Below are 22,572 nucleotides of genomic sequence, written 5' to 3' on the forward strand. Positions count from 1 at the left end.
GAAAATTTTTCTTATACTAGTTTCTAAAGTTATCGATAGGATCACATAAAGAATAATTGACGATAAAATTTTGTTTATTTCGAAGATGCTTTTCTTCTTTCAGTTCGTGATTCTCTCTTTTTTCTGGGGATGAAGTTACGGATAAAAGTAAACTTCCGATAATCATTCTGGCTATAAAGATAACCAAAGATACTAAACGTCAAGGCTCCAATGAAATTGACGAATAGGTCTTTCATCGTGTCAATAATTCCTATGTCAAGATAACCACCAGAAATCACATATTTTTCTGTATTTCCAGCTGAATCTTTATATTCCACGATGGTTTGCTCGATATTAGGGATCGAGTGGACAGTATTGCCATCTTTACTTAACTCCACACTATTGATTTGTTGGACAAGGCTATCTTTTTGCATGTCCAGTTGAAATATATGATCAGCTGAAAATTCAACAAATTCCCACATCACACCGACTGTCATTGAAAAACAAAATGAAACGATAGCTAACAATAATGGTGTTAGATTCATTGTTTTCGTGTTTTTGTTCAGTAAGTAGACAAGTGAAAAACCAACCCCACCAGCTAAAAAACCAGTTAAAGCATGTAAGATAGTATCCCACATTGAGAAATACCCGTAGAAGTCACTTAATTCTCCTAAAACAGTTGAACTAAAAATGAATGAAATAATAATGATTTCTAACATATTCGGGATTTCGATCTTTAACATTTTTTCTAGAAGATAAGGAATTTCAAATAAAACTAGAGTTAGCAATAAGAGAAAAGTATTCCCCATATTTTGCTGAAAAATTTGATCGACTAACATTACTGCAACGATGACCCGTAGAAGAATATAAAACGCATGGGTAATTCTTCCAGCGGTTTTGGTACCATTCATAAAAAACATTTTCAGATAGTTCATAAAATAACTCCTTTATCTATAGTAAAGATTATACTAGGGTAAAAGCGCAAACCAAAATTATTTGTACCAAAACGCCTAAATGAATAAGAAAACAGCCAACAAAAAATAGCAAAAATAGTTATCTAGAGATGCTAGATGAAAAAGTCATTGTTTATTGATAAAAAGAATAAAAAAATAGTTGGAATTGTGAATTTTTTCACTTAAAATAAAGGAGTACTAAAATTTAGGAGGAAAAGAATGAAAAAAGTGCTAAAAAGTTTGGTGGTTATTACATCAGTTTTAACAATGGGAGCTTGTAGTGCAGATTCAAAAGAAAAAACGACGACAAGCACGAAATCATCTGAAAAAACAGAGGTATCTTCAGGTGCATCGGAACAAACGTATACCAACCCAGCTGAAATGAAAGATTCTTATGATATTATCATTGTTGGTGCAGGTGGAGCAGGGATGACAGCAGCGATTGAAGCAAAAGATGCTGGATTGAACCCAGTCATCTTTGAAAAAATGCCAGTAGCAGGTGGGAATACCTTAAAATCCTCAAGTGGAATGAATGCATCAGCCACTAAATTCCAACAAGCTGACGGAATCAATGACTCCAATGAAGCGTTCTACGAAGAAACATTAAAAGGCGGAGGTGGCACCAATGATCAAGAATTACTCCACTACTTCGTTGATCATTCAGCCGCTGCGATTGATTGGTTGGATCAAAATGGAATCAAATTGGATAATTTAACAATTACTGGGGGAATGAGTGAAAAAAGAACCCACCGTCCTTCAGATGGCTCAGCTATTGGTGGTTACTTAGTTGACGGATTGTTAAAAAATGTACATGAACGTAAAATTCCTATTTTTGTGAATACAGATGTAACTGATATCAAAGAAAATAGTGGTAAAGTCAATGAGGTGACTGTACAAGTCCAAGGCGAAGAGCCAAAGGAAATCAAAGGGAACGCAATTGTAGTGACAACTGGCGGGTATGGTGCCAATCAAGAAGTGATTGAAAAATACCGTCCTGATTTAGCAGGCTATGTCACTACTAACCAAGTAGGCTCAACTGGTGATGGAATCACGATGATTGAAAAACTAGGTGGTCAAACGGTCGACATGGATAAAATCCAGATACATCCAACAGTCCAACAAGATGAAGGCGTCTTGATTGGTGAAGCTGTTCGAGGTGAGGGGGCTATTTTAGTCAACCAAGAAGGACAACGATTTGTGAATGAATTAGATACAAGGGACAAAGTTTCCGCAGCTATTACAGCTTTACCGGAAAAATCTGCTTATTTGATTTTTGATCAAGGAGTAAGAGATCGAGCAAAAGCAATTGATTTCTATGAGCAAAAGGGTTACGTGACTTCAGGAGATGATCTGGCAGAATTAGCTGAAAAAGTAAATGTGCCTGCAGATAATTTGGCTCAAACACTTGAATCCTGGAATAAAGCAGTCGATGCTCAAAAGGATGACGCTTTTAATCGGACGACAGCGATGGATAATGGTCTGACAGAACCCAAATACTATGCGATCAAAATTGCACCAGGTATCCACTACACAATGGGTGGCGTGAAAATCAATACGAAGACAGAAGTGTTGAATAAAGAAAATCAACCGATCACTGGTTTGTATGCTGCTGGTGAAGTAACTGGTGGGCTACACGGGAATAATCGGATTGGTGGAAATTCAGTTGCTGAAATTATTATCTTTGGACGACAAGCTGGACAACAGGCAGCAAAATTCGTCAGTGAAAATTAAGAACGTAAATATAAAGTAAATGGACGGTCAATTAGGAGAAAACTAGCATGTCAAAAGTTAGTTTTCTCCTATATTTTTTATCAAACTGTGAAGAACATGCGATCATGGTTCTACTCCTTTACTTTGAATAAATGATTATTTGATAGAAAATAAGTGACTTTTGCAGGTCGTTCCAGATGATAATAAATAAAAATAGAAACGAGTGAAACGAATGAGTCAACAATTATATTATTTCTTTTTGATAATCGCATTCGTACGATTGTATGTATTAAAAATTTCAAGTAAGCATGCGAACCAATTATTACATGAAGGAGCGATTGAGTATGGAAAAACAACTACAAAATGGTTAGCTATCTTACATACGCTGTTTTATTTTTCTGCTTTCTTTGAGGGAAGCATTCAAAAAACACAAATTAATTGGGTCAGCTGGATTGGATTTTGTCTCATCCTATTTTCGTTTATCATGCTCTTTTGGGTCATGAAATTATTAGGAAAATATTGGTCAGTGAAATTGATTTTTGAACCAGATCATCAATTGATTGAACATTGGTTGTTCCAACGGGTCAAGCACCCCAATTATTTTTTAAATATTTTACCTGAATTGATTGGAGTCGTGCTTCTTTTTCACGCTTATGTGACACTCATTATTTTTATTCTTCCTTATAGTCTCTGTCTCTATCTACGAATAAAAAAGGAAAATCAATTAGTTGCATCTATTAAACAGAAAGAAATAAAGCAGTCATAATAAACTAGCTAAATAAAAAAAGCCGTAGAATCCAAAAATAGTTGCTCCTATTTTTGAGATTCTACGGGTTTTTTTTGATTGCTATTTGCATTTAAAAGTTGGTTATTCTGTTATCGTCAAAATAATCTTTCCGATATTCTTATTCGCTTCCATATATTCATGAGCTTCTTGGACTTGCGCCAATGTAAAGGTACGATCAATAATTGGTTTGACTCGTTGGTCAGCTAGATAAGGTCCAACTACTTGCATAAATTCTTGAGTCAATTGAGCTTTGTACTGATCACTTCGAGGAGTCAACAAAGTGCCGATCAATTGGATTCGTTTGGTGATCAAGGTAGCTAAATCAATCTCTGGTACAATTGTTCCACCTAACATTCCGATCAATACCCAACGTCCATCAATAGCAATAGAAGCTAAATTTTTCTCCCAATAAGAAGCTCCGATGAAATCTAAGATGACGTCGACACCTTTTCCATTGGTAATTCTTGCTACTTCGGTTGAAAAATCTTGTGTTTTGTAATTGATCTGTTCATCTGCACCAAGTTTTTGACAAAAAGCTAGTTTTTCTGATGAACCAGCAGTGACGATGACGGTTGCCTTAGTAAGTTGTTTTGCTAGTTGGATGGCTGCCGTTCCCACACCGCTCGCTCCAGCGTGGATCAAAACAGTTTCACCTTCTTGTAAATTTCCTAGCCAATAGAGTGTTTGGTAAGCTGTTAGAAAAACTTCTGCAATACCAGCCGCTGCAACATTATCCAATGTATCGGGCAGTAAAATTGCACGGTCAGCTGGCATCACTGCGTACTCGGCATAACCGCCTAAATTGACTAACCCACATACCCTTGTACCTGGTACAAAATCTGGGTTATCACTTCGGTTTTCAACCACTTCTCCAGCTACTTCTACGCCAAGAATCGGGTAAGGAGTCTGTTGATTCGTTGTTTCTCGACGCATGATGTCCGTTCGATTGATTGCCGCTGTGTGAACTTTTATGAGTAATTGTCCTTTTTTCGCTATTGGTTTTGGTGCATCGATCTCTTGTAGTACTTCGGCAGAACCGGGATGTTTGATCGTGATGGCTCGCATTTTTTATTCCTCCTCGACTATTTGCTGCAACGCAGTTGAAATTTCCTGCGTTCCTTCAGATAGTACTAGCGTTGTTTTAGTTATAGTTGGTTGTTCCACTAAAGCTGTCAAAACAGCAGCTACCGTTTGACGAGAGACGGTTTTAGCAGTGGCTTCTGTTGGTTTTGCCAGTTGGACTGTAGTGACTTCTTCATTTGTTAATGACACTGGCTGGATGATTACATAATCTAAAGTTGTTTGTTGTTTCAGCCACTCATCAGCATAATGTTTCGTAATGTAGTAATCAATCATAGAATCTGGCCATTTACTGCGATCCTCGGCAAAAACAGCACTAATCATAAAGTAGCGAGAAACATGTGCTGATTCGGCCGCTATCATTGTCTTGATCGCACCGTCTAAGTCGATCTGCAATAAGTTTTTCCCTTGCGAACCCGCAACAAAAATAATGAGATCACAACCTTTAAAAGCATCTGCCATTTCTTCAATTGTCCAAGTAAGATCGAAAGAAACATAAGTGACATTATCTTTTTTTACTAAAGATTGAGTTGCAACCTCGCGTACACCTGCTGTCACTTGATGTCTAGTAGTTGCAAGGTCTTTGATTAAATGCCGACCAATTTGGCCATTAGCACCTACAACAAAAATTTTCATTTTAATCATCCTTTCTTATAATAATCACTATCAATCATAACACTAAACAAAAAAAATGCGAGAAAGAGGTTATGGAAGCATCGATAGCTCCGAAGACAATAAGAAAGAATTTTTTTAAATAGCTTCACATATTTTGAAAAATTCAGGCTTATTTCAAGGAGCTGATGCTTGAATACTGATTATAAATAAGGTCGTGAACAGAGCGTTCTGACCTGAGCACTCACCAAGTAGAAACTGCGACGAGTGATCGCAGGAGCAATAAGGAGGGAAATCTCGAAACAGCTTTTCATGTTTTGAGATTTTTCGACTTATTGCCGAAGGGTCAGCTCTGAAAACGCCGTGGATAAGGTTGTGAACAGCATTGAGGACTTAGAAGACAATAAGAAATAATTTTTTAAAATAGCTTCACATATTTTGAAAAATTCAGGCTTATTGCCGAAGGTCAGCTCTGAGAACGCCGTGGATAGGATAATAAACAGCATGGGGAACTTAGATGGGACAAATTCAGGCTTGCTCCAAGGAGTAGAAGCTTTCATACTATTGATGATTTTTAAGTAAAAAACATCCATCTACCAATTTCAACAAAAATTGGGATGGATGTTTTGATTCAAAGAAGATCATGTTCGCTATCAGCTAATTGTCTTATTTAGGTTGGGGTGTCGCATGCATCAAACGAAGCAAGACACTACCAACAGCGACTGTAGCAATTCCAGCGACGATCCCTTCTGGAACACCACTCGTAAAGATAACAGCTAAAATAGCAGTATATAGCGCATGGATACTTTTTCCGACCACTTGAGCATAATCTTGTTGGAATAAGAAATAGATCATATTCATCACTAGGATCGTATTCACGAAAGAACCAGCTAAGCCTGCTAGAAACAAAGAAACACCTTGAAACTTGTTTTTACTTAGCCGTAGTATTCCTTTATAGACAAAGTAGGGAACAACACCAATCAATATCCGTGGAATAAAAGCAATCAATAATGCTTTCAAACTTCCATGATCTGTACCAATCACTGGAATGAATGGAGAGAAGACGAATGACAAAGGTGTTTGAATGACCGTACTACGGATCATACTAATCAAGCCGAATGTTCCTCCTAGAAAGCCACCTAAACGTGGGCCTAAAACGATTGATGCAATGATCACTGGGATGTGCATGGTCGTAGCGTGGATTGGACCAATAGGAATAAACCCAAGCGGTGTGACCGCTAATAAAATCATGATTGCTAAAAACATAGCAGTCAAAGCAAAAGTACGTGTGTTTTTCATAATGACTCCTTTATATTAAGCGTTTCTTTCATTAATCAGTTGTACCGTTTGATCAATGATTATTTGGGTATCAGCTAAAGCACCTTTGCCAAAATCACCACAAGCCAACAACGACTCTCTTGGCTCGATTTCTTGATAGCCGATTGATTTTAACGTATTTAAATTCCTTTGATTGAGCGGATGTTGATACATATTTGTATTCATTGCAGGAGCAATCAACTTCGGAGTATCTGCAGGGAGTGCCATTGCAACTGTTGAGAGTAGATCATCTGCCAGCCCATTTGCTAATTTACCGATAATATTAGCCGTAGCAGGAGCAATCAAGAACAAGTCTGCTTGTTTTGCCAGTTCGATGTGATTAATCACTGAAGGTTCTTTTTCTTGCATGACATCGGTATGGACGGCACGTTTTGATAAGGATTGTAACGTAAGTGGCGTGATGAAGTGAGTGCTGCTTTCTGTCATGATCACGTCTACTTGGTAGCCAAGTTTCACGAGTTGATTGGTAATATCCGCACTTTTATAAGCAGAGATACTGCCAGTAACCCCCAATAGAATTTTTTTCATAATTGTTTACTCCTTTCATTCCCTGCTAAAATCAAGCTTAACTTTTGTGTTTTAAGAAATAAATCAGAGAATTTTTTTCAGCGTTTCATTGGTTAAAGGAAACTGGTTCTATTATAACCGATGCTAATAATTTAGCAATTTCTTCCTTGGATTGTGCTTCTTTGATTGTTCCGTCTGCCCCTAATAGATAGCCGTGATGGTTTGTTCCGTCGATTTGTGTCAGATCATTCGCAAGGATGTAGTCTACCTGATTCTTCATGATGCTTTTTTTGGTGACTGCTAAAAGTTCTGTTTTTGAAACATCGACTAATAACTTAAAGCCGATGATGGTTGCTTCTGGTTGCCATTTTCTTAGATAGCTGATGATCTTAGGCGTTTTTTTCAAGGCGATTAACAAGTGTTCTGTGTCAGAAGAGATTTTTTCAGCTTTATTAGGATTTATTTCATGGTCTCGGAACCATGAAGAAAGGTGTTCTGGCGTTAGCGGTGTTTGGTCAATGCTCTGTGCCAATTGTTCTTCAGATAGGCTAAAAGCAGGAGTGAAATCGCTCACTGCCATACTATGGATGATGGCATCATAAGAGTCACTTGTCAGTAATCTTTCCAAAGTTTCAAATAAATCTTGAGTGGACTCGATTAGATGAAAGCAAATATTGTCCTGTGACGTTGGCTTGACAGCACTGTTTGTCGTGACATAGTCGATCGTTACTGTTGAATCAGTTAACAATGTTTCAGCAATCTTTTTACCTAACTGCCCAGTCGAATGATTTGTGATTGAACGGACTTGATCAATTTTTTCGCTTGTGCCACCAGCCGTAATCAATATCTTCATTTCATTTCACCTACATTAACTAGTGTTCTTCCCTGATGTTGCCCAGCTAACAATCCTTGAATCACTTCGGGCAATTCCTCCAAGGCGATTTCTTTAACGAAAAGATCATCAGCAATAGCAAGATCAGCTAATTGTTGCCATAAGGAGAAACGTTTTTCATGCGGAACATTGACTGAATCGATACCGATCAACTGGATATTGCGCAAAATAAACGGTAATACAGTAGTGGTCAATTTGATTCCTCCAGCATTTCCACATAATGCCGCAGCACCATCATAGGCGATCAAAGGAAGGAGTTGGGTCAATAAGTCCCCACCAACCGTATCAATGACATAATCGATTTGTTGCTTTCCTAAAGGTTTTGTCTTTTCAGGAAGAAATTCATTTGGGGATAGGACTTCATTCGCCCCTAATTTTTTCAGCCATTCCACCGATTCTTTTTTGCGTGAAAGAGCGATGATCGAAGTAAAATCCATTTTTTTTAAAATTGCTACAGCGGTACTGCCTACTCCGCCAGATGCTCCAGTTACAACAATACGGTCACTCGATTTCATCCCTTTTGATATGAGGGCGTTCACGCATAAAAGTGCAGTAAAGCCAGCAGTTCCTAATACCATTGCCTGACGAAGTGACAAGGTTTTCGGAAGTGGGATCAACCAATCACCAGAAACTTTCTGGTACTGGCTATAGCCTCCAGGTTGAGTGACGCCCAAGCCATAACCAGTTAGGAGAACAGAATCATTTGTTTTGAAACGTTCATCTCGACTTTCGACAACGGTTCCTGAAAGATCAATCCCAGGTGTCATAGGATAAGAGCGGATGACACCACCAGATTCACTACTAGCTAGTGCATCTTTATAGTTAACATCAGAATAAGCAACTTTGACCAACACTTCATTAGCTGATAAAAGGGGCATTTCCTGGTCAATGATCGAAGTATGAAAATGCGGAACATTATTTACTTGAAACGCTTTAAATTTATTCATGTAAAAACAGAACTCCTTTCAAAATTTTTCTTCTATCATACCATAAATCAATCTGTTTTATGGTGATTCGCTGATGATTAGTGTCTAAAAAAAGTGAAACTTATTCTTTCAAATAAAAAAGATGTTTTTCGTGAAATTTAAAATAAAAAGGGTTGTGTTTTTGATCAAAATTTGTATACTAGTACGAGTGAGAGTAAACTTGATGTTTACTATTAGAAAACTTCATAGAGGAGGAATGAGATGGAAATAGGTGAGAAGTTAAGAAATTTACGTATCCAGAAAAATTTGACACAAGAAGAATTAGGTGAACGTACGGATTTATCAAAAGGCTATATCTCTCAATTAGAACGTGACTTGAGTTCGCCATCCATGGAAACATTTTTTTCGATTCTTGAAGTATTAGGTGTTTCCCCTGAAGAATTTTTCCATCAAGAAACAGTGAATCTACAAGTGGTTTATTCTAAAGAAGATCATACCGTTTATTTAGATGAAGAAAATGGTTATCAACTTGAATGGTTGGTCTCTGATTCGAATGAAAAAGAAATGGAACCTGTTTTACTGACATTCAATGAAGCAGGAGAGTATAAATTATTTGAACCTTCTTTATCAGAAACGTTTATTTTTGTGTTAGAGGGGGAATTAGAGTTAAGCTTAGGTGAAGAGCGATATATTGCCAAAGCAGGTCAATCGATCTATTACCAAGCAACAAAGCACCACCAATTGAAGAATCATCAATCAAAACGTACGAGGGCATTGATTGTCGCTACTGAATCGTACTTGTAATTTTAGGGGGTTAAAAAGTGGGAAAACCAATTATTTCATTTGATCAGGTGGTCAAACGCTATGATGATGAAACGATTTTGAAAAAAGTGAGTTTTGAGATCGAACAAGGGAAATTTTATACCTTATTAGGTCCTTCGGGTTGTGGAAAAACAACGATTTTACGAATTATTGCTGGTTTCACAGATGCTACTGAAGGCGAAATGTATTTTGAGGGAAAACGATTAAATGATGTGCCAGCTAATAAACGGCAAGTAAATACGGTTTTCCAAGATTACGCCTTATTTCCTCATATGAATGTATTCGACAATGTCGCTTTTGGATTGAAAATCAAAAAAATGAATAAAGTCGATATTGAGAAAAAAGTCAAAGATGCACTTCGCATGGTGCAACTTCCTGGGTACGAAAATCGAGAAATTAGCGAAATGTCTGGTGGACAAAGACAACGTGTGGCTATCGCGCGAGCTATCGTTAATGAACCTAAAGTATTGTTGTTAGACGAACCTCTATCTGCGCTGGATCTAAAGCTGCGAACGGATATGCAGTATGAATTAAGAGAGCTGCAACAACGTTTGGGAATTACATTTATTTTTGTGACACATGACCAAGAAGAAGCTTTAGCAATGAGCGATGAAATCTTTGTGATGAATAAGGGGAAAATCGTGCAGAGTGGAACACCTGTCGATATCTACGATGAACCGATCAATCATTTTGTGGCTGATTTTGTGGGTGAAAGCAATATCGTTGATGGTGTGATGATCGACGATAATCTTGTAGAGTTTGTTGGCAAACGATTTGAATGTGTTGATGGTGGAATGCGTCCCAATGAACCAGTTGAAGTCGTCTTGCGCCCTGAAGATTTAACGATTACTACCCCTGATAAGGGAAAACTGGTTGTGACTGTTGATACGCAACTGTTTCGTGGGGTCCACTATGAAATTGTCTGTTACGATGAGCAACAAAATGAATGGACGGTTCATTCAACGAAAAAAGCAAAAGAGGGTAGCAAAGTTGGTCTAGCCTTTGATCCAGAAGATATCCATGTCATGCGTTTTAATGAATCAGAAGAAGAATTTGATGCACGACTTGATAGTTATGAAGAGTAAGGAGGAATAGTCAATGAAAGCAATGCGTAGAATCTACTCTGTTCCTTATGTACTCTGGCTTGGTCTATTCGTGATCGCACCAGTTTTGATGATCATTTACCAATCTTTTTTTGATATGAATGGACACTTTACTTTAAATAATTATGCTACTTTTTTGACGTCTAGAACGAATCTTTTCATGGCGTTAAATTCTGTTTGGTATGCCTTTTTGATCACCTTTTTTACATTAATCATCAGCTATCCGACTGCTTATTTTTTAACTAAATTAAAACATAAACAGTTGTGGTTGATGCTGATCATCTTACCAACATGGGTGAATTTATTACTAAAAGCTTATGCGTTTATTGGTATTTTTAGTATCCATGGAAGTGTGAATCAATTTTTTGAATTTTTAGGGATTGCTCCAAGACAAATTTTGTTTACCGATTTTAGTTTTTTATTTGTGGCAACTTATATCGAGATTCCATTTATGATTATGCCGATATTCAATGCATTGGAAGAAATGAATCCGTCATTGATCAGTGCTAGCCGTGATCTAGGAGCTAATAATTTTGAAACATTTCGCCGAGTAGTATTCCCATTGTCATTGAATGGTGTAAAAAGTGGGATTCAAGCAGTGTTTATTCCTTCACTGTCATTGTTCATGTTGACACGACTGATTGGTGGAAATCGTGTGATCACTTTAGGAACAGCAATTGAACAACATTTTCTCGTGACTCAAAATTGGGGGATGGGTTCGACGATCGGAGTTATTTTGATTATTGCAATGTTTATTGTGATGTTGCTGACGGGTGAGAAGAAGAAGGGAGGCCGCGCATGATGAAAAAATTTAAGTGGTCTTATCTTTACCTCTTTATTGTTTTTCTACTATTATATTTGCCTATCTTTTATTTGATTTTCTACTCCTTTAATGACGGTGGTACCATGAACAACTTTACCGGTTTTACTTGGGACCATTATCAGGCAGTTTTTGAAGATACACGATTGATCATTATTGTATTGAACACTTTTATGTTAGCCTTTTTATCGGCACTGATCGCAACGATTATCGGAACGTTTGGGGCAATGGGGATTTACTATACTAAAAAACGACAAGCAAGAACGACATTACTAAGTATGAATAATATTTTATTAGTTTCACCAGATGTAATTATTGGTGCCAGTTTCTTGATTTTCTTTACTTTTTTAGGCTTTGGATTAGGTTTCCAAAGTGTTTTGCTTTCTCATATTGCCTTTAGTATCCCAATCGTTGTATTGATGGTATTACCTAAATTACAAGAAATGAATGATTCGATGGTTGATGCCGCTAGAGATCTAGGTGCAAATAATTTTCAAGTCGTAAAAAATATTATTTTACCATTCTTATCTCCTGGCATCATTGCAGGCTACTTTATGGCATTTACTTATTCATTAGACGATTTTGCGGTGACCTTTTTCGTGACAGGTAATGGATTCACTACGTTGTCAGTAGAAATCTATTCTCGTGCTCGTCAAGGAATCAGTTTAGAAATCAATGCGTTAAGTGCATTAGTGTTCCTATTTTCGATGGTTTTAGTGATCGGTTATTATTTCATTAGTAAAGAAAATCGTTCCAAAAAATTGAGAAAAAATCGCCGAGGACGTGAGGAGGTCGCACGCTTACGATGAAAAAATTACAATCACTGTTTGTGGGTATCGTTGTGATCATCTTGGTCTTGCTCTTTGGTGTACGGCAATTAGAACAAGCAAGCGGAATGAGTGGAGCAAAAATCGTTACGATCTACAATTGGGGCGATTACGTTGATCCTAGCTTGATCACAAAATTTGAAAAAGAATATGGGTATAAGGTCAATTATGAAACGTTTGATTCCAATGAAGCCATGTTTACTAAGATCCAACAAGGTGGCACAAATTATGATATAGCCATTCCTAGTGAATACATGATCCAAAAGATGATCAAAGAAAAATTAGTGCTTCCTTTAGACCATTCCAAGATCAAAGGATTAGCGAACATTGATGAGCGCTTTTTGGATTTAGACTTTGATCCCCAAAATACCTATTCGATTCCATACTTTTGGGGAACCTTGGGGATCGTATATAATGATAAAGTTTTCAATAAAGAGGAAATCCAGCACTGGAATGATCTTTGGAAACCGAAATTAAGAGATAGTTTGATGTTGATCGATGGTGCCAGAGAAGTGATGGGGCTATCGTTGAACAGTTTGGGCTATTCGTTGAACAGCAAAGAGATGGATCAATTGAATGCAGCTGCAGATAAACTGAACAAACTAACCCCTAATGTCAAAGCGATCGTAGCTGATGAAATCAAAATGTATATGATCAATGAAGAAGCATCCGTTGCAGTAACTTTTTCTGGAGAAGCAGCAGATATGATGTCTGAAAATGAACATCTTCATTATGTGATCCCTTCAGAAGGTTCGAATTTATGGTTTGATAATATTGTGATGCCGAAAACAGCCAAGAACAAAGAAGGCGCATATGATTTCATCAACTTTATGTTGAAACCAGAAAATGCTGCCCAAAATGCTGAATACATTGGCTACTCAACACCTAACAAAAAAGCGAAAGCTCTTTTACCAAAAGAAATTTCCCAAGATGAACAATTCTATCCCTCTGATGAAACCATCTCTCATCTAGAAGTTTATGAAGACCTTGGACCTAAATTTTTAGGAATCTATAACGACTTGTTCTTAGAGTTCAAGATGTATCGGAAAAGCTGGTAAAACTTAGTGAAATTGGGAGAAAATCAAGCTTAAAATAGTCTATTTCACATACTTTCTAATACTCAGTTTTCCAATTTTCTACCAAAAGCGTCTTTTTAGGCGCTTTTTTTGTGTTATTTTATCTTTTCTACCAGTGATTTTCTACCAGAGTAAATAGACGAAATAGTGATGCAACAAGTATGATATGTTTTTGATAGGCATTGGTTGGATTAGTCTAATGCCTGTAAGGTAACTTACAAATAAAAGCCTATTTTTCAGTCGCCTTTTGGTGGCTATTTTTTATAGTTGATATAATGAATATGAATAGAAATAGGTTGTTTTATCAACTATAATTATATTGTGATGTATGAGACATTCTATTGTATTTGTATTCTATCCTTTACATAAATCATCTAACAAAGAAGGTATAGTTATGTACTCTGTAGAGTTCAGCCAGCAATTTTCAGATGTATTTTCTGAGAATCAATCAAAAAAATATCAAGAAATAATCGTATATAAAGTGAATGAGTGTTTGACACATAATTTTTATCGCATCAAACCTGTCCATTCATCTGCAAAATACTCTATTTATGAAATGAAAATCCATTTAGGAAAGGAAGATTTTCGAATTGCTTTTAGAATAGATGGCAAAAAGGTGCAAGTTTTTTATATTAGTCGAACGTTGAAAAAATTTTTATTTGATAAGGAAGTAAATAAGTTGGTTAATCGATTCAACAAAAATCAATGGCTAGTCGATGAAGAAAGTAGAAGTGCCGTAAAATGAACATGATTTATAAAAAGCAATTAAAACAATATTTGAAAAAAACATTTAAGTCAAAGAACTGTTTCGCTTTAAAAATTCTTACATTCAAAAAAGATCGCTATGTATTTATTTGTTATGACCAAGAACGATACACGATAGTTGAAGATGGATTCGAAAAGAACAGGTACCATTTTGGCTCTTCAGATGAAGCAATGAAAAAAGTAATGAAAATAGCAGATATTGAATTTAAAAATAGCTATAGACTTTATATACAAACTAAACTTAAACAATGACTCTCATTTGTTTTATCTTCTTGAAAGGAATGCTTTATTATAAATAAAAAACGACTCAAAATGAGTCGTATAAATCAATTATTGTAATAAATCATTAATTTCTTTAAATTCTTTATCAAGTTCTTTTTCATCATATTTCTCATATTTACCAGCTTCATGAAGGATTTTTTTAATTTCATGAATCGCTTTTCGTTCAACTAACCATTTTTTTAGGTTATGTTTTTTTTCTGGATTTTCAGATAACGTATCAAGTTCGTCTAATTCTTTATCCAGTTTATTAACCGTAGCAATAATTTTGTCTAAAGTTTTTTCTTCTTTATGTTCTAAATTTGACATTTATCTTCACGTCCTTTTTATTTGATAATTCAAGTATAAAATGTCAATATATTTTTTTCAAATAAAACTCTTTAGATATGTTTTATTGCATAAGTAAGTAGAACTAGTTCCCTCTATCACACTATACGATAAATCAATTTAGTTAAAAATATCCTCTTTGACTATCGTACTACTGTGATCAGTTAGGGTTTGCTAGTAAGCTATTTACTCAAAAATGCCTTGATATCAGAATTTTTGGTGTTTATATGAATTGATAGAAGTCAATTTTAATCTTTAATCAAGATGCTAGAAATTAACATTGAACAGAAGAATAGAGTCATGCTATAATAATCGTGCAAAAAGGAACTGCGTCAACAGTTCCCTTTTGACAGCACCGCTAAAGACGGTGGCAATTAAACTAAATATTTCAAAAAGAAATAGCCAGTCTTCTCGCTAAAGTGACGGCTATTTCTTTTTGTCATGTTTAAGCATAGATACAACCAAGCCAATCAAAGAAATGGTAAACATACCAAATCCAAGAATGGTTTGAATTGTCTCGTATGCGGACAAAAAGGCATCTCCTTTCTCTAAAGTGTGAGATTATGTGCATAAGCACCACCTCGCTTTCAGAATGGAAAGCCACCGTTGTTAAACTATATTGTCACAAAGGATCGAAGCCTATAGACTTAGTGATCATTGCTTTAAAAAAATAACCGTTCTTTTGTTTTTTATTGAATAGAAGAATAGAGGTATGCTATAATAAACATGAAAAAAGGAACTGCGTCAACAGTTCCCTTTTGACAGCACCGCTAAAGACGGTGGCAATTAAACTAAATATTTCAAAAAGAAATAGCCAGTCTGCTCGCTAAAGTGACGGCTATTTCTTTTTGTCATGTTTAAGCATAGATACAACCAAGCCAATCAAAGAAATGGTAAACATACCAAACCCAAGAATGGTTTGAATTGTCTCATATGCGGACAAAAAGGCATCTCCTTTCTCTAAAGTGTGGGATTATGTGCATAAGCACCACCTCGCTTTCAGAATGGAAAGCCACCGTCATTAAACTTTACTGTCATAAAGGATTATAGCATATAGACTTAGTTATTTTCTTGAAAATCCAAAAAGAACTGAGTCTATTTTTTTGTTTGAAAATAAAAAAATAGAAGGGATAATGCGTATTGAAAAAAACAAACCAACTCACTTATCAAGTGTTAGTCAATTTTAGATTTTTTTGGCTAACTATTTTTTTAACTATTTAATTAGTTTGTTTGTTGACAAACAAAATAAATAGTTTATCATTTACTTTGTTGATATCGATATAAACTAAGTAAATATTTTGGAGGTCATCTTATGAATAATCATGAAATTTTAGAAAATCTGTTAGAGATTGCGCATCAACCGTTTTTGATTTTTGCTTATCAAGTGGAAGAAAAGACAGACAATGCTTTTGAAACATTAAAAATTTTAGTGGCTGAGGACGATGTGACGGCAGGACGATTAGCTGAAGTGCTAGATATTAAACCGTCTAGTGTGACACAAATCATCAAAAAATTAGAAGAGGCTGGGACGGTCATGCGGGAAAAATCAGCAACGGATTCCCGAGTGACTTTGGTCAAGATTACTGATAAAGGTCGAGAAAGTCTGCAAGAGCGTGGTTCAATCAGTACAACATTAAAAGATGTCTTATTTAAAGGTTTTGCAGAAGAAGAGTTAGCACAATTGAATACCTACCTTGAACGAATGAATGAAAATATCAATCGTCCTGAATTTCAAGAAAAATTAGCTGAAGTTTTCGGCGATGATCAACGTTGGGAACGATTCAATAAGATGAGTGCGCATTTTGGCAGAGCACGTGAACAGATGATGGATCGCAGTGGGTTCGGTGGTTTTGGTCGAGGTGGCTTTGATCGAGATGCCTTCGATGGACGATTTGATAGACATTACGGTGGCTTTGAAGGATGGAAGAAAGGACGTAGAAAATAATGGCACAAGGTGGAGGCGGAAGACCCGTTAGTATCTCGATGAAACAAATGAACACAAGATTTTCTTTGAAAGAATTTCTTAGTTTAATCAAACAAACAAAACCGCGCTATCCCTTACTGGCGATGGGCATGATCTTATTAGCAGGTTCATCAGCTGTGCAAGTTTATGTTCCTAAATTGGCGGCTAATTTAGTTAATCATTTTCAAGAGGGGATCGATTATGCTTTATTAGGAAGAGTCGTGGGGATGTTCGTTTTTTCAGCTGTAATTTCAGCGATTGGTGGGACGGTTCTAGGAATTTTTGGCGAAAACGTCATTCAAAATATGCGAAAACGTTTATGGAATAAATTAACGATACTGAAAGTCACCTATTTTGATTCGGTGAAGGCGGGTGAGATGTCCAGCCGAGTAACGAATGATACGACCCAGGTAAAACAGCTGTTGGCTGTGACGTTTCCACAAACGATTGCGAGCATCATTACCGTGATCGGGACTGTTTATATGATGATCCGAATGGACTGGCATATGTCGCTAGCCATGGTTATTACTGTTCCCGTCGTTATCCTATTGATGATTCCTGTGATGACCTTTGGTTCAAAGATCAGTCATATCCGTCAGGATGCTATGAGTCATTTCAATGGAATCGCAACAGAAACGTTGTCAGAAATTCGTTTAGTAAAAACGTCGAATGCTGAACAACAAGCACAAGAACGGGCAGCAAATGAAGTCGATCGTTTGTTTCGCGTTGGTAAAAAAGAAGCAGTCTTTGATGCTGCAATGCAACCAATCATGATGATGGTTTTTATGAGTATGGTCTTTGGTTTGTTAGCTTATGGAATGCATCGTATTGCGATTGGAGCGATGACGATCGGGGTATTGATGAGTTTTCTCATGTATCTCTTCAATCTGATCGGTGCGATGCCAACGATTGCCACGTTGTTTTCTGAAATGGCAAAAGCTGCTGGTTCGACACGCCGTGTACAAGAATTATTGAATGAAGTACCTGAAGACTTTGAATCTGGTGAAGAAGTGGATTTATCGAACAAAACATTGTGTGTTTCTAACGTGGACTTTGCTTATAGTGATGCTCCTGAGGAACCGATTTTAATGAATGTGTCTTTTGAAGCTAAACCTAACGAAATCATTGCTTTTGCGGGGCCTTCTGGTGGAGGGAAATCGACTACATTCAGTTTATTAGAACGTTTTTATGAGCCAACAGCAGGTACGATCAAATTTGGCACAACGGAGATCCAAAAGATCAAGTTGTCCAATTATCGTAGTCAAATTGGCTATGTTTCCCAAGATTCTGCTATTATGGCAGGAACGATCCGTTATAATTTAACTTATGGATTAGCGGATACTTACACAGATGAGCAGCTTTGGGAAGTGTTAGAATTAGCCTATGCACGTCAATTTGTGGAAGAGATGCCCAATGGTTTAGATACAGAAGTGGGCGAACGTGGTACGAAAATTTCTGGAGGCCAACGGCAACGACTAGCAATCGCTCGAGCGTTCTTAAGAGATCCAAAGGTCTTGATGTTGGATGAAGCAACAGCAAGTCTTGATTCTGAATCAGAAGCAAAAGTCCAACAAGCCTTGGCAAATCTGATGAAAGGTCGGACAACATTAGTGATCGCACATCGTCTATCAACGATCGTGGATGCTGATAAAATCTACTTTATCGAAAAAGGAAAAGTAACCGGTTCAGGAAAACACGCTGAGCTTGTTCAAAAACACAAAACCTATGCCAAATACGTAGACGAACAATTTAAAGTTGATACATTGCAAATTGCCTAAGTGTTAAAAAGCTGAATCCTTTTATCTTACTGAAAGAATGCGAAGAATCTAAGAGAAAGAAGAAATACTTTTTTCTGTTCTTTTTAATTGGTTAAACAATTTTCCGCGAAATAGATAATCAGGTTTAGAATGTTTAGGATATGTTTGATAAACTGAGTATCAGACATCTTGAATCCTCCTATGAATTGGTTCGTTAAACTAATTCTAAAGGAATTCAAGGTGTCTTTTTTTCACCGTTTATTCGTTTTTAGAGATACTAGAAGAGACTGAGACAAGTTTTGGCTCAGTCACACAAAGTATAGAAACAAAAGAGAAGGAATTATATACAGGTATAAAAATCTATCATCTGATCACAATTTAGTCGTTTTGTCATCTATTTCATTGGCAATTGTATTTGAAAAACGACTCCTCTAGGTTCCCAGTCTCTTACGGACAGTTTGCCTTTATGCTGAGTGATGATCTGTTTGGCAATTACGAGACCAAGACCATAGCCACCAGTTTCTTTAGAACGAGAGCGGTCTTCGCGGTAGAAGCGTTCAAAAATTCGTCTTTTATCTTCATCGCTAATAGATGGCCCGTTGTTTTTGACTTCAATCAGCCAATTATCGTTGGAGATTTCAGATTGCAGGACGATTTTTTCTTTAGCTTCTGTGTATTTTAGCGCATTGTCCAGCAGAATAACTAGAACTTGGTGGATACGTTTTTCGTCGACTATCACTGGTTGATCGGCAAAGTTTTCCAAGACAAAATATTGATCGTTTATTTCTGCGATTTCCTGGAAGGGCTGGGCTAATTGACGAATAAATTCTTTGGGATTAACTGATTCTTTCTGCAGAAGCAACTGATTGGAATCACTGCGTGCCAAGGTTAGCAGGTCTTCAGTCAGGCTTTTCATTCGCCGTGTTTCATTCAGGGCTTGGGCAATTGGTTCAGACTCTTCCAAGATGGTGTGATTGGGTCGGGTGAACAATTGCTGCAGGCTGTTTTGAATGATTGCTAGTGGCGTGCGTAATTCGTGAGAGGCATTTTCAACAAATTCCTGTTGTTTGCGCCATGAGAGCATGATGGGTTGCATATTCATTTTTGAAATGTAAAAGCTTATTCCAATCGAAATCAGCCAAAAAACGACCATACAGATAATCAGTGTTGTCTTGAAGGTTTTCATGGAGTCTGCGATTTGATTGGTATTGGCTAAAAATTGAATATAGGCGATGTCTCCTCCTTTATCTGCTTTGATTGTATACGAATGAAAGGAAAGTTTTTGGCTAGAATAGCCTGCATTTTTTAAACTTAATGCTTGAACAGAATCGAGATTTTTCTTATCTAAGGTTAAATTTTCCAGTTCAGTGAACCGTCCACCAATCGTGTCTTTGTTGAGAATCGTTCCTTCTTTTGACCATAAAATGATCTGAGTATTGAACTGATTATTGCCTTCTGGTCCATTCTCTCTCAGCTGATCGCCCGGCATTTGTGCCAGAAAGGGATTGCTTTGTTGGTACCGGTTGATTTCCATCTGAATAAGATGTTCATTTTCCGCCATTTGAGTTAGTGACAGGTCTGTTTGGCGGTAGGCCGAGCTTTGCAACATTTGTAGAGTTATAAATCCTAATAATAGGAAGATACCTGCAAAAGCGGCTACATTTAAGAAGAAAAATTTTAGTCGTTGTTTTCTTGATATTTCGGTATTCATAGCATTAATCCTTTTGTAAGATGTAGCCGACATTTCTCAGTGTTTTAAAGAACTGATCTGCACCTGACGGCTTCAAATGTTTTCTTAAGTGACTCATATATACTTCTACAACTGTAATGGTCGTATCGGAATCAAATCCCCAAATCCGATCGAAGATTTGCTCCTTTGTTAAAATCACGCCCTTATTTTGGATGAAATAAACCAAGAGATCAAATTCTTTTCCTTGAATTGATAGGATCTCATCGTCGATGGTTACTTCTTTCGTCGCAAGGTTGCAGGTAATATTTTTATAGACAATTTGATTCTCAGAAAACAATCCTAACGAACGCTTCAATAACGCTTTGACCCGCATAATCAGTTCTTCGCGATAAAAAGGTTTCGTCAAATAATCGTCTGCACCTTTTTGAAATCCAGTGATTTTGTCTTCTAGGCCATCTTTGGCAGTTAGAATCAGCACAGGGGTTTGGATATTTTTTTTCCGTAATTCTGCTAAGATTTCGTAGCCGTTTTTCCCTGGCAGCATCAGGTCCAGCAATATTAGATCATAAACACCAGTTTCTGCTTCAAATAAGCCTTCTTCCCCATCATAGATCTGTGTGATCTCACCTAAATCCGACAAGATTTCTTTTATATTATCTGAAAGTGTCGCTTCATCTTCTACTATTAAAAGGTTTATCATTGATTTTCTCCTTTATCATCTATTACTTACTCAGTTTACCACGCTTTCCTAAAACAACCTTAAAAACTTTTTTATCTCGTTTAAGCTTCGGTTAAGCCAATTTGCCTATTCTATAAACAGACAAATGAAGGAGGAACCAAAATGAATTATATCAAACGGGCGATTCAAAGCCTTTGGGCCAAAAAAGGACGCAGCATCATTATGATCACCGTCTTTTCTGCCATATTAATTTTTGTATTAGCGGGGTTAACGATCCGCAGCGGCGCTGAACTGGCGACCACGAATGCGAAAAAAAGTGTCGGGGCGACCGTCACCTTATCAACGAACCGAGAGGCAATGTTCAAACAGCAATCAAATTCAGATTCAGATGATGAAAGCAGTCGTCCAGATCCAGGTAGCTTTGAACAGACACCCGTCAACTTGAGTGATGCAAAAAAAATCGCAGAATTAGCGAATGTTAAATCGTATTCATTTGAAGCAAGTACTTCAGCGGATAAAGGCACAGGGATTACACCGATCTCGAGTGATAGTGACAGTGAAGAGGAATCTTCGGATGAACAAGCTGTTGGATTTGGTGGACAGAAAGCACCTGGTGGGATGAGTCAAGGGGATTTCCAAATTAAAGGTGTTTCCGAAAGTAATTCTTACAGTGATTTTTCATCAGGAACAGCTAGCCTAGTTGAAGGCAAGGCAATCACTTCGGATGATGAAGGGACGAATAATGTACTGATCGAGCAAAGTTTAGCGGAAGCAAACGATCTAAGTGTCGGGGACAAATTTAAGATTAAAGATACCGATGATAAAGATGTTGAAGTTACTATTAAAGGTATTTACAAAACAAGTGATTCTGGCAACAGTATGAGTGCTCGCTTCAACTTTATGAATCCAGCGAACACGATTTTTTCTTCTTATACACTGGTTAACACCTTAACTGGATCGGAAGGAAAAACGATCGATTCGGCAGTTTATAACTTAGATGATCCCAAAGACATGGACAGCTTTGTAGAAGCGGCGAATAAATTGATCGATACGGATACATTCAGCTTAGAAACCAATGATCAAATGTATCAGCAAATGCTTCAGCCGTTGAATAATGTATCAAGCTTTGCGAAGAATATCGTGATTTTAGTAGCCGTAGCCGGAGTCATTATTTTGACATTGATTATTATGCTGTCGATTCGTGAACGTAAATATGAGATCGGTGTATTACTTTCATTAGGTGAATCACGGGTCAAAGTTATTTCACAATTTTTCGTTGAGATTTTTGTCTGCATGATCTTCGCTTTAGGGATCGCTGCAGCTAGCGGAAATGTTGTTGGCAATGCAGTCGGCAACCAGTTGTTGAGTCAGCAAACAACTTCGCAAAATGCAGATGGACAAGAAGCGAATACGGCAGGAAACGGCGGTCCAAATCAAGGTAACCAAGGACAAGCACCTGGTGGCGGAAACGGTGGTCCTAGTGCTGGTCAAATGGGAAGCAATCCATTTACACAATCAAAAGAAATTCAAGAACTAAATATTTCAATGCAGCCAACCGAGATTTTAAGTCTTGCAGGAATTGGGCTGGGGATTAGTTTATTCTCAATTGTCCTTTCATCAGCAGGAATTCTACGACTGAATCCGAAGAAAATATTGATTTCCTAATTAAAGGAGGAATTT

Annotated in this window: 24 protein-coding genes; 12 read left to right on the forward strand and 12 right to left on the reverse strand. The window is 37.1% G+C overall.

The features are described 5' to 3' along the window. Positions 1-74: 74 nt before the first annotated feature. On the reverse strand, positions 75-914 hold the full coding sequence (locus tag IGL28_RS03075) for a hypothetical protein (RefSeq protein ID WP_081127862.1): 840 nt from the start codon (positions 912-914) through the stop codon (positions 75-77). A gap of 237 nt (positions 915-1,151) precedes the next feature. On the opposite strand from IGL28_RS03075, the gene IGL28_RS03080 reads away from it, so the two are divergent. Beyond that, a complete protein-coding gene (locus IGL28_RS03080) occupies positions 1,152-2,663 on the forward strand; it encodes a flavocytochrome c (protein ID WP_081127864.1) in 1,512 nt (503 codons plus the stop codon). Positions 2,664-2,874: 211 nt separating this feature from the next. Further along, positions 2,875-3,408 (forward strand): isoprenylcysteine carboxyl methyltransferase family protein, encoded by a 534-nt coding sequence (locus IGL28_RS03085; protein ID WP_034699792.1) that lies wholly within the window; start codon positions 2,875-2,877, stop codon positions 3,406-3,408. Between the two features lie 102 nt (positions 3,409-3,510). Here the strand turns inward: IGL28_RS03085 and IGL28_RS03090 are convergent, their stop codons facing one another. From IGL28_RS03090 to IGL28_RS03115, 6 genes are all read right to left on the reverse strand, one after another. Beyond that, the gene (locus IGL28_RS03090) at positions 3,511-4,494 is read right to left on the reverse strand and encodes an NAD(P)H-quinone oxidoreductase (RefSeq protein ID WP_063626714.1); all 984 of its coding nucleotides are present in this window, start codon (positions 4,492-4,494) and stop codon (positions 3,511-3,513) included. A 3-nt stretch (positions 4,495-4,497) separates the two neighbouring features. Continuing rightward, a complete protein-coding gene (locus IGL28_RS03095; protein ID WP_081127866.1) occupies positions 4,498-5,145 on the reverse strand; it encodes an NAD(P)H-binding protein in 648 nt (215 codons plus the stop codon). Positions 5,146-5,787: 642 nt separating this feature from the next. Beyond that, complete coding sequence (locus IGL28_RS03100) at positions 5,788-6,420, reverse strand: ECF transporter S component (protein ID WP_081127868.1); 633 nt, start codon at positions 6,418-6,420, stop codon at positions 5,788-5,790. A gap of 15 nt (positions 6,421-6,435) precedes the next feature. Further along, the gene (coaC, locus tag IGL28_RS03105; RefSeq protein ID WP_010719847.1) at positions 6,436-6,987 is read right to left on the reverse strand and encodes a phosphopantothenoylcysteine decarboxylase; all 552 of its coding nucleotides are present in this window, start codon (positions 6,985-6,987) and stop codon (positions 6,436-6,438) included. 85 nt (positions 6,988-7,072) lie between these two features. Next, on the reverse strand, positions 7,073-7,819 hold the full coding sequence (locus tag IGL28_RS03110) for a phosphopantothenate--cysteine ligase (RefSeq protein WP_081127870.1): 747 nt from the start codon (positions 7,817-7,819) through the stop codon (positions 7,073-7,075). Next, positions 7,816-8,805 (reverse strand): acrylyl-CoA reductase family protein, encoded by a 990-nt coding sequence (locus IGL28_RS03115; protein WP_081127872.1) that lies wholly within the window; start codon positions 8,803-8,805, stop codon positions 7,816-7,818. The genes IGL28_RS03110 and IGL28_RS03115 overlap by 4 nt, the downstream gene beginning before the upstream one ends. A 240-nt stretch (positions 8,806-9,045) precedes the next feature. On the opposite strand from IGL28_RS03115, the gene IGL28_RS03120 reads away from it, so the two are divergent. The 7 genes from IGL28_RS03120 to IGL28_RS03150 all read left to right on the forward strand — a co-directional run bounded on the left by IGL28_RS03120 (position 9,046) and on the right by IGL28_RS03150 (position 14,449). After that, positions 9,046-9,588, forward strand: a complete 543-nt coding sequence (locus tag IGL28_RS03120; protein ID WP_010719844.1) for a helix-turn-helix domain-containing protein — start codon at positions 9,046-9,048, stop codon at positions 9,586-9,588. 17 nt (positions 9,589-9,605) lie between these two features. After that, complete coding sequence (locus IGL28_RS03125) at positions 9,606-10,691, forward strand: ABC transporter ATP-binding protein (protein WP_010719843.1); 1,086 nt, start codon at positions 9,606-9,608, stop codon at positions 10,689-10,691. A gap of 13 nt (positions 10,692-10,704) precedes the next feature. Then, positions 10,705-11,511 (forward strand): ABC transporter permease, encoded by an 807-nt coding sequence (locus IGL28_RS03130; protein WP_010719842.1) that lies wholly within the window; start codon positions 10,705-10,707, stop codon positions 11,509-11,511. Then, positions 11,511-12,338: an ABC transporter permease gene (locus tag IGL28_RS03135; RefSeq protein ID WP_010719841.1), complete on the forward strand. Its 828-nt coding sequence runs from the start codon at positions 11,511-11,513 to the stop codon at positions 12,336-12,338. The genes IGL28_RS03130 and IGL28_RS03135 overlap by 1 nt, the downstream gene beginning before the upstream one ends. Continuing rightward, a complete protein-coding gene (locus tag IGL28_RS03140) occupies positions 12,335-13,414 on the forward strand; it encodes an ABC transporter substrate-binding protein (RefSeq protein WP_053766139.1) in 1,080 nt (359 codons plus the stop codon). The genes IGL28_RS03135 and IGL28_RS03140 overlap by 4 nt, the downstream gene beginning before the upstream one ends. A gap of 412 nt (positions 13,415-13,826) precedes the next feature. Continuing rightward, positions 13,827-14,177: a hypothetical protein gene (locus tag IGL28_RS03145; RefSeq protein ID WP_081127874.1), complete on the forward strand. Its 351-nt coding sequence runs from the start codon at positions 13,827-13,829 to the stop codon at positions 14,175-14,177. Continuing rightward, entirely contained in the window at positions 14,174-14,449 is a 276-nt protein-coding gene (locus IGL28_RS03150; RefSeq protein WP_053766137.1) for a hypothetical protein, read from the forward strand. Before IGL28_RS03145 ends, IGL28_RS03150 begins: the two co-directional genes overlap by 4 nt. 78 nt (positions 14,450-14,527) lie before the next feature. Here the strand turns inward: IGL28_RS03150 and IGL28_RS03155 are convergent, their stop codons facing one another. The 3 genes from IGL28_RS03155 to IGL28_RS03165 all read right to left on the reverse strand — a co-directional run bounded on the left by IGL28_RS03155 (position 14,528) and on the right by IGL28_RS03165 (position 15,746). Continuing rightward, positions 14,528-14,785, reverse strand: a complete 258-nt coding sequence (locus tag IGL28_RS03155; protein ID WP_010738287.1) for a hypothetical protein — start codon at positions 14,783-14,785, stop codon at positions 14,528-14,530. A gap of 444 nt (positions 14,786-15,229) precedes the next feature. Next, entirely contained in the window at positions 15,230-15,334 is a 105-nt protein-coding gene (locus IGL28_RS03160) for a putative holin-like toxin (RefSeq protein WP_014834224.1), read from the reverse strand. 307 nt (positions 15,335-15,641) lie between these two features. Then, the gene (locus IGL28_RS03165; RefSeq protein ID WP_014834224.1) at positions 15,642-15,746 is read right to left on the reverse strand and encodes a putative holin-like toxin; all 105 of its coding nucleotides are present in this window, start codon (positions 15,744-15,746) and stop codon (positions 15,642-15,644) included. Positions 15,747-16,115: 369 nt separating this feature from the next. On the opposite strand from IGL28_RS03165, the gene IGL28_RS03170 reads away from it, so the two are divergent. Both IGL28_RS03170 and IGL28_RS03175 read left to right on the forward strand, forming a co-directional pair. Further along, the gene (locus IGL28_RS03170; RefSeq protein ID WP_010719836.1) at positions 16,116-16,748 is read left to right on the forward strand and encodes a MarR family winged helix-turn-helix transcriptional regulator; all 633 of its coding nucleotides are present in this window, start codon (positions 16,116-16,118) and stop codon (positions 16,746-16,748) included. Continuing rightward, a complete protein-coding gene (locus tag IGL28_RS03175; RefSeq protein ID WP_081127875.1) occupies positions 16,748-18,544 on the forward strand; it encodes an ABC transporter ATP-binding protein in 1,797 nt (598 codons plus the stop codon). The genes IGL28_RS03170 and IGL28_RS03175 overlap by 1 nt, the downstream gene beginning before the upstream one ends. Positions 18,545-18,917: 373 nt before the next feature. On the opposite strand, the gene IGL28_RS03180 is transcribed toward IGL28_RS03175, so the two are convergent. Further along, on the reverse strand, positions 18,918-20,234 hold the full coding sequence (locus IGL28_RS03180; RefSeq protein WP_081127877.1) for a sensor histidine kinase: 1,317 nt from the start codon (positions 20,232-20,234) through the stop codon (positions 18,918-18,920). 4 nt (positions 20,235-20,238) lie between these two features. Then, a complete protein-coding gene (locus tag IGL28_RS03185) occupies positions 20,239-20,913 on the reverse strand; it encodes a response regulator transcription factor (RefSeq protein WP_010719833.1) in 675 nt (224 codons plus the stop codon). Positions 20,914-21,054: 141 nt separating this feature from the next. On the opposite strand from IGL28_RS03185, the gene IGL28_RS03190 reads away from it, so the two are divergent. Continuing rightward, the gene (locus tag IGL28_RS03190) at positions 21,055-22,557 is read left to right on the forward strand and encodes an ABC transporter permease (RefSeq protein ID WP_438843890.1); all 1,503 of its coding nucleotides are present in this window, start codon (positions 21,055-21,057) and stop codon (positions 22,555-22,557) included. Positions 22,558-22,572: the final 15 nt, after the last annotated feature.

Source organism: Enterococcus sp. AZ077 (assembly GCF_051714965.1).
Lineage (GTDB): Bacteria > Bacillota > Bacilli > Lactobacillales > Enterococcaceae > Enterococcus_B > Enterococcus_B hirae.

Excerpts from the sequence above, each read along its gene's own strand:
- IGL28_RS03075 (WP_081127862.1), bottom strand. The coding sequence starts at position 914 with ATGAACTATCTGAAAATGTTTTTTATGAATGGTACCAAAACCGCTGGA.
- IGL28_RS03080 (WP_081127864.1), top strand. The coding sequence starts at position 1,152 with ATGAAAAAAGTGCTAAAAAGTTTGGTGGTTATTACATCAGTTTTAACA.
- IGL28_RS03085 (WP_034699792.1), top strand. The coding sequence starts at position 2,875 with ATGAGTCAACAATTATATTATTTCTTTTTGATAATCGCATTCGTACGA.
- IGL28_RS03090 (WP_063626714.1), bottom strand. The coding sequence starts at position 4,494 with ATGCGAGCCATCACGATCAAACATCCCGGTTCTGCCGAAGTACTACAA.
- IGL28_RS03095 (WP_081127866.1), bottom strand. The coding sequence starts at position 5,145 with ATGAAAATTTTTGTTGTAGGTGCTAATGGCCAAATTGGTCGGCATTTA.
- IGL28_RS03100 (WP_081127868.1), bottom strand. The coding sequence starts at position 6,420 with ATGAAAAACACACGTACTTTTGCTTTGACTGCTATGTTTTTAGCAATC.
- coaC (WP_010719847.1), bottom strand. The coding sequence starts at position 6,987 with ATGAAAAAAATTCTATTGGGGGTTACTGGCAGTATCTCTGCTTATAAA.
- IGL28_RS03110 (WP_081127870.1), bottom strand. The coding sequence starts at position 7,819 with ATGAAGATATTGATTACGGCTGGTGGCACAAGCGAAAAAATTGATCAA.
- IGL28_RS03115 (WP_081127872.1), bottom strand. The coding sequence starts at position 8,805 with ATGAATAAATTTAAAGCGTTTCAAGTAAATAATGTTCCGCATTTTCAT.
- IGL28_RS03120 (WP_010719844.1), top strand. The coding sequence starts at position 9,046 with ATGGAAATAGGTGAGAAGTTAAGAAATTTACGTATCCAGAAAAATTTG.
- IGL28_RS03130 (WP_010719842.1), top strand. The coding sequence starts at position 10,705 with ATGAAAGCAATGCGTAGAATCTACTCTGTTCCTTATGTACTCTGGCTT.
- IGL28_RS03135 (WP_010719841.1), top strand. The coding sequence starts at position 11,511 with ATGAAAAAATTTAAGTGGTCTTATCTTTACCTCTTTATTGTTTTTCTA.
- IGL28_RS03140 (WP_053766139.1), top strand. The coding sequence starts at position 12,335 with ATGAAAAAATTACAATCACTGTTTGTGGGTATCGTTGTGATCATCTTG.
- IGL28_RS03145 (WP_081127874.1), top strand. The coding sequence starts at position 13,827 with ATGTACTCTGTAGAGTTCAGCCAGCAATTTTCAGATGTATTTTCTGAG.
- IGL28_RS03150 (WP_053766137.1), top strand. The coding sequence starts at position 14,174 with ATGAACATGATTTATAAAAAGCAATTAAAACAATATTTGAAAAAAACA.
- IGL28_RS03155 (WP_010738287.1), bottom strand. The coding sequence starts at position 14,785 with ATGTCAAATTTAGAACATAAAGAAGAAAAAACTTTAGACAAAATTATT.
- IGL28_RS03170 (WP_010719836.1), top strand. The coding sequence starts at position 16,116 with ATGAATAATCATGAAATTTTAGAAAATCTGTTAGAGATTGCGCATCAA.
- IGL28_RS03175 (WP_081127875.1), top strand. The coding sequence starts at position 16,748 with ATGGCACAAGGTGGAGGCGGAAGACCCGTTAGTATCTCGATGAAACAA.
- IGL28_RS03180 (WP_081127877.1), bottom strand. The coding sequence starts at position 20,234 with ATGAATACCGAAATATCAAGAAAACAACGACTAAAATTTTTCTTCTTA.
- IGL28_RS03185 (WP_010719833.1), bottom strand. The coding sequence starts at position 20,913 with ATGATAAACCTTTTAATAGTAGAAGATGAAGCGACACTTTCAGATAAT.
- IGL28_RS03190 (WP_438843890.1), top strand. The coding sequence starts at position 21,055 with ATGAATTATATCAAACGGGCGATTCAAAGCCTTTGGGCCAAAAAAGGA.